Source organism: Streptosporangium sp. NPDC000095, assembly GCF_042899335.1.
Lineage (GTDB): Bacteria > Actinomycetota > Actinomycetes > Streptosporangiales > Streptosporangiaceae > Streptosporangium.
Genome location: NZ_JBIAZS010000001.1, coordinates 558,835 through 571,245 on the forward strand (window position 1 = coordinate 558,835; position 12,411 = coordinate 571,245).

Annotated in this window: 11 protein-coding genes; 7 read left to right on the forward strand and 4 right to left on the reverse strand. The window is 69.6% G+C overall.

The window, feature by feature from the left end; translation table 11 throughout:
• Window positions 1–238 precede the first annotated feature (238 nt).
• Window positions 239–2,038: a hypothetical protein gene (locus tag ACFY3V_RS02220; protein WP_389769115.1), complete on the forward strand. Its 1,800-nt coding sequence runs from the start codon at window positions 239–241 to the stop codon at window positions 2,036–2,038.
• Window positions 2,039–2,321: 283 nt separating this feature from the next.
• Here the strand turns inward: ACFY3V_RS02220 and ACFY3V_RS02225 are convergent, their stop codons facing one another.
• Complete coding sequence (locus ACFY3V_RS02225) at window positions 2,322–2,789, reverse strand: Dps family protein (protein ID WP_389769118.1); 468 nt, start codon at window positions 2,787–2,789, stop codon at window positions 2,322–2,324.
• A 122-nt stretch (window positions 2,790–2,911) separates the two neighbouring features.
• Between ACFY3V_RS02225 and ACFY3V_RS02230 the strand changes: the two genes are divergently transcribed.
• Both ACFY3V_RS02230 and ACFY3V_RS02235 read left to right on the forward strand, forming a co-directional pair.
• Entirely contained in the window at window positions 2,912–3,628 is a 717-nt protein-coding gene (locus tag ACFY3V_RS02230) for a MerR family transcriptional regulator (RefSeq protein WP_389769121.1), read from the forward strand.
• The gene (locus ACFY3V_RS02235; RefSeq protein ID WP_389769124.1) at window positions 3,625–6,000 is read left to right on the forward strand and encodes a VIT domain-containing protein; all 2,376 of its coding nucleotides are present in this window, start codon (window positions 3,625–3,627) and stop codon (window positions 5,998–6,000) included. Before ACFY3V_RS02230 ends, ACFY3V_RS02235 begins: the two co-directional genes overlap by 4 nt.
• Window positions 6,001–6,165: 165 nt before the next feature.
• On the opposite strand, the gene ACFY3V_RS02240 is transcribed toward ACFY3V_RS02235, so the two are convergent.
• A complete protein-coding gene (locus ACFY3V_RS02240; RefSeq protein ID WP_389769127.1) occupies window positions 6,166–7,086 on the reverse strand; it encodes a hypothetical protein in 921 nt (306 codons plus the stop codon).
• Window positions 7,083–7,574 carry a SigE family RNA polymerase sigma factor gene (locus ACFY3V_RS02245; protein ID WP_362895651.1) on the reverse strand — a complete coding sequence of 164 codons (492 nt, stop codon included), beginning with the start codon at window positions 7,572–7,574 and terminating at the stop codon, window positions 7,083–7,085. The genes ACFY3V_RS02240 and ACFY3V_RS02245 overlap by 4 nt, the downstream gene beginning before the upstream one ends.
• Window positions 7,575–7,847: 273 nt before the next feature.
• On the opposite strand from ACFY3V_RS02245, the gene mmuM reads away from it, so the two are divergent.
• A complete protein-coding gene (mmuM, locus tag ACFY3V_RS02250) occupies window positions 7,848–8,720 on the forward strand; it encodes a homocysteine S-methyltransferase (RefSeq protein ID WP_362895653.1) in 873 nt (290 codons plus the stop codon).
• Between the two features lie 315 nt (window positions 8,721–9,035).
• The gene (locus ACFY3V_RS02255) at window positions 9,036–10,043 is read left to right on the forward strand and encodes a LacI family DNA-binding transcriptional regulator (protein WP_362895655.1); all 1,008 of its coding nucleotides are present in this window, start codon (window positions 9,036–9,038) and stop codon (window positions 10,041–10,043) included.
• 122 nt (window positions 10,044–10,165) lie between these two features.
• On the opposite strand, the gene ACFY3V_RS02260 is transcribed toward ACFY3V_RS02255, so the two are convergent.
• Window positions 10,166–10,906, reverse strand: coding sequence for a lysophospholipid acyltransferase family protein (locus tag ACFY3V_RS02260; protein WP_350947499.1), 741 nt, complete (start codon window positions 10,904–10,906; stop codon window positions 10,166–10,168).
• Window positions 10,907–11,055: 149 nt separating this feature from the next.
• Between ACFY3V_RS02260 and ACFY3V_RS02265 the strand changes: the two genes are divergently transcribed.
• Together ACFY3V_RS02265 and ACFY3V_RS02270 are read left to right on the forward strand one after the other, a co-directional pair.
• Window positions 11,056–11,820, forward strand: a complete 765-nt coding sequence (locus ACFY3V_RS02265) for an alpha/beta fold hydrolase (RefSeq protein ID WP_362502170.1) — start codon at window positions 11,056–11,058, stop codon at window positions 11,818–11,820.
• Between the two features lie 66 nt (window positions 11,821–11,886).
• Window positions 11,887–12,363, forward strand: coding sequence for a hypothetical protein (locus ACFY3V_RS02270; protein ID WP_350947497.1), 477 nt, complete (start codon window positions 11,887–11,889; stop codon window positions 12,361–12,363).
• The last annotated feature ends 48 nt before the right edge of the window (window positions 12,364–12,411 follow it).

Genomic DNA, 12,411 nt, shown 5'->3' on the forward strand with positions numbered 1-12,411 from the left:
GCGGCAGCACGGCCACCGGCATCGGCTCCCGGTACGAGCCGCCCTGCCGGGAGGCGGTCACCGCCGAGGAATGCGGCATCGCACATGGCCGGAAGCGCGGCGAAGGCAAGCGAAAGGCACAGGACCGCTCATCGACCTCGCACCGACCGCCAGGTCTGCCGGGGTGACAACTAAAGACCAAGTGATCAGCAAGTGAGGAACTCGATCATGATCCTTTCGCGAAGCAGAAAGGATCATGATGAAGAGGACAGCGTTGTTGCTGAGCACGGTGGTGCTCAGCGGGCTGCTGGCCACCACCCCCTCGTACGCCGCCACATCCTCCGCCCTCGCGCCCAAGACCGCTGTGGCCCAGGTGAAGGCGAGTCCCGCCAAGCGGTCGGGTGCGTGTCCGACCACGGTGGGATTCTCCGCGGTGGTGGCGGCCAAGGGCAAGGGCATCATCCGTTATAGGTGGGTACGCGGCGACGGCGGCAAGAGCGTCGTCAAGAGCTTCCGCGTCAACGGCTCGCGCAAGGTGGTCGTGCGAGACCGGCAGACCTTCGACCGCGACACCACCGGCTGGCAGGCCGTCGAGATCCTGGGCAAGAAGGGTCTGTCGGGCAAGGCACGCTTCAGCGTCGCCTGTGACGGTCCCGCACAGGTGTGGGACATCTCCCACCCGCTGCCCGCCCAGCCCGGACGGCCGATGGAGTCCGCGGCGGACGTGGACGTCAGCCCGGCCGCCCACAACGGCGTTTGCCCGGCGACGGTACGGTTCACCGCGACCATCCAGGTCTCGCGCACCCCGGCCACCGTCGACTACCGGTGGATCGACAGCATCACCGGCGAGGGACGGCCGGAGTCGCTGTACTTCGCCGCCGGCGGGCCGCGCCTCCGCCAGGTCACGCTGCCGATGAGCGTGGGCAGCTCCGCCCGCGGCTGGAAGGCCGTCCACATCCTCACCCTCGGCGGACACGACTCCGGCCGCGCCGACTACGCGGTGACCTGCAAGAGCGGCCCGGCGCCCACCCCGACGTCCACTCCGAGTTCCACGCCTAGTTCCACGCCGACGTCCACGCCGACGTCCACGCCCACGCAGCCTCCGGTGACGCCGGGACGGCAGATCGTGGAGCTCACCCCGGGCGACTACGCGGGCACCTGCGTGGAGCCTGTCGCGTACCGGGCCACCGGGCGGGTCACGCTCCCCGCCGGAACCGCGCAGCAGGTCACGTACTGGTGGCTCGTGGACGGCGCCGCCTGGCAGAAACAGGTGCTGGACTTCCCCGCCTCCGCCCAGGCCCGCTCCCAGGACGTCTCCGCCTCCTGGACCCTCGGTGCCGCAGGGGGCGGCCCGCACAAGGTCGGCCTCATGGTCGAGGGCGGCCCCTCCCAGCCTGACGAGCGCTCGTACACCTTCACCTGCGACGAGGGGCCCAACGACGCCAATGTGACCTTCCGCTACGTGCTCGTGCCGCTCTACGCGGGCGACTGTGACCGTTCCTTCAGCATGCGTGTGGACGGGCTGTTCACGACGGACCGGGAGACCGAGGTCAGGTACCGCCTGGTGGCCGACGGCCAGCCGGGGCCGGTCAGGAGCCAGGTGCTCAAGCCCGGCGTCGTCCAGACGATCGGCGATTTCTGGAACAAGTCCACGCAGAGCAGCGGAAACGGCACCGTACGGCTTGAGGTGCTCAACCACAACAAGCCGTTCACCCAGCAGACCTACTCCTGGACCTGTGTGCCGAAGGACCCGACACCGGGCACGGTCCGCATCGGCGGGCTGACCTCGGTGGCCTACCACGGCGACTGCGACGCCGCGCCGTACCCGACCGCGTGGGCGGACCTCCATGCGGCTCCGGACACGGAGATCAGCTACCGCTGGGTCATCGACGGGAAGCCGGATGACACCCGCACGCTCAAGGTCGGATCCAGCGGATTCCTCGGTCTCCAGTCCGCTCACTGGACCCGGAGTTCGAAGACCAGCGGAACGGTCGCCATCGAGGTGCTGAACCACAACAAGCCGACCAAGCAGGCCGCGTATCCAGTGAACTGCATCTGATCGACATCGTCCCGCCCGTAGCCCCCTACGCGGACCACGGGCTTTCACGTTCTCCGGTGTGCCTTGTCACCCGGCTTGGGCCTACCTCCGAATCCGGTTCCAATCTCCCCGGAAGCCGGTCCTACCGCCCGCAGGCGAGGAGCGCCAGCCCCTGACACCGAGGCGGCGTCTGGGTCTGGGCCCGGCGGAAGGGCCTGGTGCCGGTCCCGATGACGTCGCCGCCGAAAGAAGGACTCCGGAGAACACCCAAGGCGCCCCGGCCGGGGCGCCTTGGCGAGACGATCTAGCGCTGGGCCTCGATCATCCAGTGGTGCTTCTCCAGATCCTGCGTGATCTCGATGAGGATGTCCTGGGTGACCAGGTCGGGCTTCTCGGTGGCCTCGATGCGCTCGCGCATCCGGCGGACGATGGACCCGAGGATGTCCGTCATCGCCGCCACGACCTTGCCGTCGTGGATGTAGCCCGTCTCCAGTTGCGGCACCTCGCTGGTCTTGGCGAGCGTGGAGGCCCGGCCGTCGGGGTTGCACCCGAGGGCTACGGCGCGCTCCGCGACGGTGTCCGCGTGCTTCCTCGCCGACGAGACGATCTTGTCGAGCTGCAGGTGCAGCGACCGGAAGTTGTGGCCGATCACGTTCCAGTGCGCCTGCTTGGTCAGGAGCGACAGGTCGAGCAGGTCGACGAGCGCCCCCTGGAGCACGTTGCCGACGACCTTCTTGTCTTCCGGGTTGAGTGGACTGGTGATCGCAGACATAGAGTTTCCCCCTGTTTCGAACCTAGTTTCCTCTTTGCTGCTAAATGTCCGTACCCATCTATCGGCCCCCTACGCCGGTCGAAATGTTGACACTGTCATGATTACAGTGTCACTATCGAGGCATGGAATGGACCATCGGTGAACTGGCTGAGCGGGCATCCGCGGCGCTGGCCCCCACCGCCCAGCTCAACGGGCGGGTGCGGGACATGCCCAACGAACGCCTCATCCGCTGGTATTCGACGATCGGCCTCCTCGACCCCCCGTCGGCCCGCCGAGGTCGCGTCGCCATGTACGGCAGACGCCACCTGCTCCAGATCGTCGCCGTGAAGCGACGCCAGTCCGACGGCCGCACCATCGCCGAGATCCAGGCCGAGCTGGCCGGAGCCACCGACCAGACCCTGGAGTCGATCGCCCGCCTCCCCGACCACCCACCACAACCCCCACCCCCTCCGGCGGCGACCGGCACGCCGGCACGCCCGCGCTTCTGGGCCGGACCGCCCTCCCCCGCAGAGCCACCGAAGTCACCTGAGCCGGCCAAGCCGGTGAAACCGGTGAAACCGGAGGTGCCCGCACCACCGCCCCGACCGGCCGCCGCACACGCCGCACAGCCGCCCCCGCCCCCCGCGACCGAGACCCGGCCCGCGCCGCCCTCGCCACCCGCCCCGAAGGCGGTGGCCGTCCACGGCGTACGGCTCGCGAACGGCGTGACGCTCCTGCTCGACACGGGCGAGCACGCCCCCACTCCCGACGACCTCGCCGAGATCGCCGCCGCCGCGGAAGGGCTCCTGTCACTCCTCCGCGAACGCGGCCTCACACCTCCGGAAGGAACTCGCTCATGATTACCTCGATCACAACACTGCCGCCGGAGGAGTGCCACCCCGTCCCCGACACCGGGCTGGGGGCGCTCGCCACCGAGCTCGGCAACCTGCCGCTGGAGAGCGTGGACGTGACCGCCGCCGTGTCCGGCCTGAGCGCCGGGGTCGAGGTGGTCCAGGGTTTCCGTAACCCGCACGACGTGGCGCTTGAGGCGACGTACGTCTTCCCGCTGCCCGACCGGGCCGCCGTGACCGCCTTCAGGATGGAGGCCGACGGCCGGGTCATCGAGGGTGTGCTCAAGGAGCGCGGCCAGGCCAGGGCCGACTACGACCAGGCGATCTCCCAGGGCAAGCGGGCCGCGATCGCCGAGGAGGACCGGCCGGACGTCTTCACCATGAGGGTCGGCAACATCGTGCCGGGCGAGCGGGTCACCGTGCACCTCACGCTGAACCAGCCGCTCCCGTACGAGGACGGCGCGGCCACCTTCCGCTTCCCGCTGGTCGTCGCCCCCCGCTACATCCCGGGCACCCCGCTGGACGGCGAGCGGGCGGGCGACGGGTGGGCACCGGACACCGACGCGGTCCCCGACGCCTCCCGGATCACCCCGCCGGTGCTGCTGCCCGGCTTCCCCAACCCGGTCCGCCTCTCGCTCGCCGTCTCCGTCGACCCCGCGGGCCTGGAGCTGCGCGAGGTCCGCTCCAGCCTGCACGTGGTCCAGGAAGAGGGCGGTGTGATCCGCCTCCAGCCGGGTGAGCGGCTGGACCGCGACTTCATCCTGCGCCTGGCCACCGGCGCCTCCACCTCCCTCGCGCTCGCCCCCGAGGAGAACGACGAGGAGAACGGCCCGGAGAACGATGAAGGCACGTTCACGCTGACCGTCGTCCCTGAACCTGCCCCCGCGGGGGCCAGGCCCAAGGACGTGGTGCTCGTCCTCGACCGTTCGGGCAGCATGACCGGCTGGAAGATGGTGGCGGCCCGGCGCGCGGCCGCGCGCATCGTCGACACGCTCACCTCGGGCGACCGGTTCGCGGTGCTCTCCTTCGACAGCGTCGTGGAATACCCGGAGGGTCTCGGCGAAGGGCTGTCGGAGGCGTCCGACCGCAACCGCTACCGCGCCGTGGAGCACCTGGCCAGGCTGGAGGCGCGCGGCGGCACCGAGATGCTGTCCCCGCTGGAGCGGGCCGCCGAGCTGCTCGCCGACTCCGCCAGGGACCGGGTGCTGGTGCTCGTCACCGACGGACAGGTCGGCAACGAGGACCAGATCCTGGCGCGGACCGGCGCCGCGCTGGCCGGGGTTCGGGTGCACACGGTCGGCATCGACAGGGCGGTCAACGCCGGTTTCCTGGGCAGGCTGGCCGGGGTGGGCGGGGGTAGGTGCGAGCTGGTCGAGTCCGAGGACCGGCTGGACGAGGCGATGGAGCACATCCACCGCCGGATCGGCGCCCCACTCGTCACCGACCTGTCCATCGAGGCCGACGGGATCGACCTGATCACCGAGACGGTCAGCCACATCGGCTCGGTCTACTCGGGCGTCCCGCTCACCGTGCTCGGCCGCTACCGTGGCCCCGCCGAAGGGGCGATCACCGTACGGGGCGTGGGCGCCGACGGCTCGCCGTGGGAGCGGAGGGTCACCGCCTCCGTGGTGCACAATCCGGCCGTACGGGCGATCTGGGCGCGGGCGCGGCTGCGTGCCCTGGAGGACCGCTACGCGGCCGGTGACCGGTCGCTGGAGGCCGAGATCGTCGAGACCTCGCTCAGGTACGGGGTGCTCTGCAGGTTCACCGCCTTCGTCGCGGTCGACACGCAGGTGGTCGCCGAGGGCGGTCCCGGACACCGGGTGATCCAGCCGGTGGAGCCGCCCAGCGGCTGGGAGAACCCGATCGCCGCCGCTCCGATGATGATGACCTCGATGGCCTTCGAGAACGCGGCGGCCCCGCCGCCCCCCGCGCCCACGGGACCGCCCGGGATGGCCCGCCCCGGCTCCATGCCGAGGTTCGCGGCGAGCCCCGCCGTCGGCGGCATGCCGCACGAGGCGGCGGCCGGAGGCTTCGACGACCGCGCCAGGATGCTGCGTCCCGCACCGGCGGGGGCCGCCCCGAAGCGCGGCAAGTCCCAGGGCGCCCCCCAGGACCCGCCGAAGGAGCAGCTCGCCGAGGAGCTGAAGCGGCTGCGCGCCGCGGCCTCCCTGCCCGCCGCCGAGCGGCTGCTCCTGCTGGAGGACCTGGGCAGCCGCCTCGCGGCCCTCGTCGTCTACCTCGGGGGCCACGCCGAACTCGCCGCCCTGGCGAGCGAGCTGCAGGCCGGTGGGGACGTGGACGTCCTGTGGCGGAGGGCCGTGGAGGTCCTGGAGTCTCTGACGGGTTCCACCGGGCGACGTCCGTTCTGGAAGCGCTGACCCTCTCCGGTCACCGGATCGGGGCGCCCCGGCGGGACCGGCCCGGTCCGGTGACCGTTCGAACGGTCACCGGACCACCCCCGGCACGAGCACCCGAGAGGAGTGCGTTCCGGGCAGGTCTCCCGGACCCGCCGGCGGGCGGTCCCACTCTCCGCACGGTCCGGCTCACGGTTCGACGGTGACGATTCTCGTCGGCATCGGCCCCGATGGTGTCGTCGTACCGACTCGGCCGTCCGGTCCGACGGTGACGGTCCTCGTGGGCATCGGCCCCGGCGGTGTCGCCGTACCGACTCGGCCGTCCGGTCCGACGGTGACGGTCCTCGTCGGCATCGGGGTCGTCCTCGACGGTGCGGGCCTGCCCGTCCGGTCGTAGACCCCCACCGCCCACCGCCCCGGTCGCCGCTCGAACTCGGCGATCACCCGTTCGATGACCCCTGGATCCGTCAACCACGTCATCTTGTACCTGCCGTCACACATGCCCAGCTCCTTCTTGACCACCTTGCAGTCATCCTTCGACGGCGAGGGAGGAGCGGGAGGATCGATCGGCGCGTCACCGGGCAGGACCCAGACCTTGAGACGCTGGGGTCGCTCCGACCAGCTGGAGGTCAGCGGCCTCTCATAGTGGTACTGATGTCTGCCCTCCTCTCCACAGGTACCGACCGAGCTGCTTCCGTCGCTCGCCCGGATCACCACCACCGCCTTCGGATCAGCGCACACGACCCGGTAGGAGGTGTAGTCGCTCAACGGCCGGAACGTGAGCGTCGTGCCGCCGGGCACGGTCGCGGAACCGTATGACGCGATCAAAGGGGCGTCCAGGACGTCCTGCGAGGGCAGTTCGGTCGGCGGTGAGACCCTCGCCGCCGTCGGCGGCTCCTTCTCCATCGATTCGGCGCCCTCCCGGAATCCCTGGGCCTGGAAGGCCGCGACGGCTATGGCGGCCCCCGCGAGCGCCACGCCCACCACGCCCGTCACGGCCCTGCGCCGCCTGATGCGACGGCCACGCCGCACGATCTCCCGCATGTCGGGGGGACCCTCCAAGACGTTCCCGGCCAGCACCGCGCGCAACTCGTCCTCGGCATGGGTCATCGCTTCGCCCCCGTCGTCTGGATCTCGGAATGGACGCGAAGGCGTTTCAACGCCCGGCCGAGCTGGGTCTTCACCGTGCCGAGGGAGCAGCCGAGCGCGTCGGCGCACTGCGCGAGGGTGAGCTCCTCGAAGTAGTGCAGGACGATGACCGCGCGCTGCCGCCTCGACAGGCCGCCGATCGCCTCCCAGAGCACCTGGCGGCTACCGACCTCGGTGGTGAAGTCCCTCGGATCGGCGTGCTCGGGAAGGTGCTCGGCGGGCACCTCGTCGCGCCACTTCCTGCGCCACCACGAGGCGTGGGTGTTGACGATGATCCGATGCACGTACGGATCGGGATCGCCCTCGATCCGCCGCCACGCCACCCATGCCTTGGCGAGCGCCGTCTGCACGAGATCCTCGGCGGTCGCCCTGTTCCCCGTGAGCAGATACGCCGTATGTCGGAGCCGCTCGTAACGTGTCGCCACGTAACCGTCGAACCCGTCGTCCATTCACGATCTCCGTCCTGAGGCCTTACAGACATCTACCGGGCGGCGGGCCGATTCGGACGACAGCGGGAGGTGACGTGTGGCCGTTTTCCTTCGCCTCGCGCGAGCGAGGCACGAGCCCTTCGCGGTCAACGGCGCCCCCTGCGAATCCGGCGCTCGTGCGGGCGCGGATCACCGTACGCGGCGAAGACGCCACGAGGCCGATATGGGACAGAGCGGAACCAAGGTCAGGAAGAGCGGGGTTCCAACCTCGGCCGTGCCACATAAAGTAGCGGGATGGTGATTCTGGACGGCGGCCTGGCCACCCATTTGGAGGAGCTGGGCGCGGACCTGCGAGACGACCTCTGGTCGGCGAAACTCCTGCTGGAGAACCCCTCCGTGATCCGGCAGGCGCATCTCGACTACTTCACCGCCGGCGCCGAGGTGGCGATAACGGCGAGTTATCAGGCGAGCATCCCCGCGTTCGTGAAGCGAGGGCTGAGCGCCACCGAGGCCGAGGACCTCATCCTGCTCTCCGTGCACCTGGCCGCCCAGGCCAGGGACGCCCACGGTTCGGGCACGGTGGCCGCGAGCGTCGGCCCGTACGGCGCCTATCTGGCGAACGGCGCCGAGTACACCGGCGCCTACGACCTCGACGAGGACGGCCTCACCGACTGGCACCGCGACCGCTGGCACATCCTGGCCGACAGCGAGGCCGACCTGATGGCCTGCGAGACCATCCCGTCCTACACCGAGGCGAGGGCGCTGAGGCGGCTGCTCGCCGAGACGCCGGGGATGCGGGCGTGGGTGAGCTTCTCCTGCCGCGACGGCGAGCACATCAACGACGGCACCCCGCTCAAGATGGCGGCCGGTCTGTTCGCCGGCAACCCCCAGGTGATCGCGATCGGCGTCAACTGCACGGCACCGCGCCACGTGCCCAGCCTGATCTCGCAGATCAAGGGCAAGCCCACCATGGTCTACCCCAACTCGGGCGAGGTCTGGGACTCCGCGAACCGGCGCTGGCTCGGGCTGGCCGACCCGGTGGAGTTCGGGGAGGCCGCGGCCGAGTGGACCGCCGCCGGCTCGGCCTTCGTCGGCGGCTGCTGCCGCACCACCCCGGAGCACATCCGCCAGATCCGCGCCCACCTCACGGGGACGGACACCCCGTGAGGCCCTGAGCGGCCACCGTGCCTCCCACACCCGCGAACGCCGGATCCCCTGTCTGAAGGGGGTCCGGCCTGTCGGCGAGAGCGTGAACAGGCCGGACGATCCTCTCCGCTCGCTCCTCCCCCGGACGCCGGGAAGACCGTCGCGCAAGATCCGAGCGCTTCTTGAAAACGTTTCAACGACGGCGAAAAAGTCGCGTGACACCCACGGGCACCGTCAACACCGCCACGTCGGGTCGAGAGACGAAACCAGTCAAGTGGCACAAAAGCGCCTAAAGTCACTAGCGAATCAAAGGTTGTTACGTTTTAATCAGTGCACATGAGCTCGGTGAGTATTAAGGAAGTCGCGACGCGCGCCAGGGTCTCCCCGGGAACGGTCTCCAACGTGCTCAACTGGCCGGAGAAGGTCGCCGAGTCCACCCGCGCCCGGGTCGAGGAGGCCATCCGCGACCTGGGGTTCGTCCGGCACGGTTCCGCCTCCAGCCTGCGGGCCGGGCACAGCCGCACAGTCGGTCTGTCTGTCATCGACATCGGCAACCCCTTCTTCACCGACGTGGCGGCGGGGGTCGAGGAGGTGGCCAGCGAGCGCGGGTACGCGGTGATCCTGGGCAACTCCTCGGGCGAGTTGCTCAAGGAAGAGCGCAACCTCCTGGTCTTCGCCGAACAGCGGGTCCGCGGCGTGCTCATCACGCCCGCCGGGGAGAACCTGGCCAAACTCGACCAGCTCAAGGAGCGCGGCATCAGCGTGGTCCTGGTGGACCACCCCGCCGAACGCGCCGACCAGTGCTCGGTCGCGGTCAACGACGTCACCGGCGGCTCGCTCGCGGTCTCCCACCTGCTCTCCATCGGAGCCGAGCGGATCGCCTACGTCACCGGCCCGCACACCATCCGCCAGTGCGCCGACCGCCTGACCGGCGCGGAGCGGGCGCTGACCACGGCGGGCCACGACCCCGGGGAGGTGCTGCAGGAGATCGCGGTGAGCACGATGAACGCCAGGTCGGGACAGCAGGCGGCGGAGAAGCTGATCGCCGAGGGGCGGCTGCCCGACGCCGTGTTCTGCGCGAACGACCTGCTCGCCCTGGGCATGTTGCGCGGGCTGCTCCAGGCGGGCGTACGGGTCCCCCAGGACGTCTCCCTCATCGGTTACGACGACATCGACTTCGCCTCGGCGTCGACGGTCTCGCTCAGCTCCATCCGGCAGCCGACCCACCGGCTGGGCCGGGTCGCCACCGAGCTACTGCTGGACGAGTGCGACAACCCTGACTCGCACGCCCATCAGCAGATCATGTTCCAACCCGAGCTGGTGATCCGCGAGTCGACCCGCTGACCCGCCTCACCGGTCACCCTGCCTCACCCTTTTGATCCCGATTCGCCGGTCACTCCGCCCAGCCCTCGGATCGGCTTCACCGCCCTTTGATCCCGCCGCACCGGTGACGACGCCCGGCCCGGTCAGGAGCGCTTGCGCGCCTCCTTCGCGGCCTGCCTGGCGGCCTCCTTCGCCTCCTTGGCGGCGCGGGCGGCCTCGACCTTGGCACTCGCGGCGTATTTGTCGACGTACTCCTGGCCGGAGAGCTCCATCAGCGCGTACATGATCTCGTCGGTGACGGCGCGCAGGACGAGGCGGTCCTCCTCCATCCCGTAGTAGCGGCTGAAGTCGAGCGGCTTGCCGAACTTCACCCCCGGGCGGATGCCCAGCTTGGGAAGGACGCTGCCCGGGGGCATCATCTCGAAGGTGTTGACCATCGCCCACGGGACGACCGGCACCCGCGCCTCCAGCGCGAGGCGGGCCACACCGGTCTTGCCCTTGTAGAGGCGGCCGTCATGGGAACGCGTACCCTCGGGATAGATGGCGAGCACGTTCCCCTCGCCGAGGATGCGCTTGCCGGTGCGCAACGCCGCCTCGCTCGCCTTGCCGCCGGAGCGGTCGATGGGCACGGTGCCGACGCCGCTGAAGAAGGCCTTGCTCAACCGCCCCTTGAGACCTCGGCCGGTGAAATAGTCGGACTTGCCGAGAGAGATCACCTTGCGCCGCAGGAACAGCGCCCCGAAGAAGTGGTCGGCGAACGACAGGTGGTTTCCGGCGAGGATCACCGGCCCTTGCTTCGGCACGTTCCCCACACCCTCCACCCAGGGGCGGAAAATCAGATGAAGTAAGGGCGAGAGGATGGCCTTCACCACCCAGTAGAACACTCGATGCTCCTTCGATTGACAGCCGAGAATCTGGAGTTATCCTCCCACTTCAGATCCCGGCCACCTACCCCACCGAACCACCCAAATCGACCTCTCGCAAAACATGTCCCAGTCGTGCGACGATCAGGCGAACCTTACTAGGAGCCGCGATGCCAGTCATGCCCGGTGCGGAGGCGTACCACCATGCGGGAGGACAGATCGGCGTCCTGCTCTGCCACGGATTCACCGGATCGCCGCAGTCGTTGCGTCCCTGGGGCGAATACCTGGCGGCGGCGGGCCTGACGGTGGCGCTGCCGAGGCTGCCCGGCCACGGCACCACCTGGCGGGAGATGGCCCGCACCGGCTGGGAGGACTGGTACGCCGAGCTGGACAAGGCCCTGGCGGACCTGCGCGGCAGCTGCGCCGAGGTCTTCGTGATGGGCCTTTCACTGGGCGGGTGCATGGCGCTGCGGCTCGCCGAGGTGCACGGCGACGGAATCAAGGGAGTGGTGGTCGTCAACCCGTCGATCGTCAACGACGTGCCACTGCTCAGACTGGCTCCCCTGCTCAAGTTCGTGGTCGCGTCGGTGCCGGGCGTGGCCGGGGACATCAAGAAGGAGGGGGCGGCCGAGCTCGGCTACACGCGTACGCCGGTCAAGGCCGCGGCCACCCTCCTGCGGCTGTGGTCGCTGACCCGATCGGAGCTGGGTAAGATCACCCAACCCGTCCTGGTTTTCCATAGTCCGCAGGATCATGTTGTGAAACCGATGAGTGTGCGTATTCTGCGGGAGAGGCTGACCAAGGGGAATCTGAATGTGGTGGAGCTCGCCGACAGCTACCATGTCGCGACGCTTGACAACGACGCTGAACGGATCTTCGCGGGGAGCCTGGAGTTCATCACCTCGAACGCGTCTGTACCCTTGCAGAGAGACTGATCGCGAGCGGGGGATGCGCGGTCTTCGGGAGAAAGTGATCGACCGATGAGCAACGAGCCCAACTAGGTGACACCTCAAAGCGATGAGGACGAGGTCTGGCGTCAGATCGTCGCGTCCTTCAACGACACCGCCGAGCGCGACTCGGCAGATCAGCCGTGGCCGGACAGCGAGAACCTCCCTGCCGAGCCTCCGCGACGGGTGATCAAGCAATCGGACGAGGAAGACCTCCTGCGTGAGGACGATCCCGCCGACGAGGCCGAAACCGGCACGGAGCAGTCCGGCGGCGAGGACGAGGAGGGGCACTACGTGCCTCCGCCCCCACCCCCGCTGCCCAAGACCGACGCCACCACCAAGATCGCATGGCTCGCGCTGTTCGGCGGCCCCGCCTACCTGCTGCTCAGCGCCGCGCTCGGCTGGAACCTGCAGGGATGGATGCTCTTCACCGCGGTCGCGGCGTTCATCGGCGGCTTCGTGGCGCTGGTGGTCCGCATGGGTGACGGCCCGCCCAACGACTCCGGCTGGGACGACGGCGCGGTCATCTGAGCGGCCTGCTGCTCGGTGCGCCCCGAGTCCGCCATTGCTTGGCGCCCC

Bases quoted from the DNA above. Each gene is read 5' to 3' on its own strand.
- ACFY3V_RS02220 (WP_389769115.1), top strand. From the start codon at position 239: ATGAAGAGGACAGCGTTGTTGCTGAGCACGGTGGTGCTCAGCGGGCTG.
- ACFY3V_RS02225 (WP_389769118.1), bottom strand. From the start codon at position 2,789: ATGTCTGCGATCACCAGTCCACTCAACCCGGAAGACAAGAAGGTCGTC.
- ACFY3V_RS02230 (WP_389769121.1), top strand. From the start codon at position 2,912: ATGGAATGGACCATCGGTGAACTGGCTGAGCGGGCATCCGCGGCGCTG.
- ACFY3V_RS02235 (WP_389769124.1), top strand. From the start codon at position 3,625: ATGATTACCTCGATCACAACACTGCCGCCGGAGGAGTGCCACCCCGTC.
- ACFY3V_RS02240 (WP_389769127.1), bottom strand. From the start codon at position 7,086: ATGACCCATGCCGAGGACGAGTTGCGCGCGGTGCTGGCCGGGAACGTC.
- ACFY3V_RS02245 (WP_362895651.1), bottom strand. From the start codon at position 7,574: ATGGACGACGGGTTCGACGGTTACGTGGCGACACGTTACGAGCGGCTC.
- mmuM (WP_362895653.1), top strand. From the start codon at position 7,848: ATGGTGATTCTGGACGGCGGCCTGGCCACCCATTTGGAGGAGCTGGGC.
- ACFY3V_RS02255 (WP_362895655.1), top strand. From the start codon at position 9,036: ATGAGCTCGGTGAGTATTAAGGAAGTCGCGACGCGCGCCAGGGTCTCC.
- ACFY3V_RS02265 (WP_362502170.1), top strand. From the start codon at position 11,056: ATGCCAGTCATGCCCGGTGCGGAGGCGTACCACCATGCGGGAGGACAG.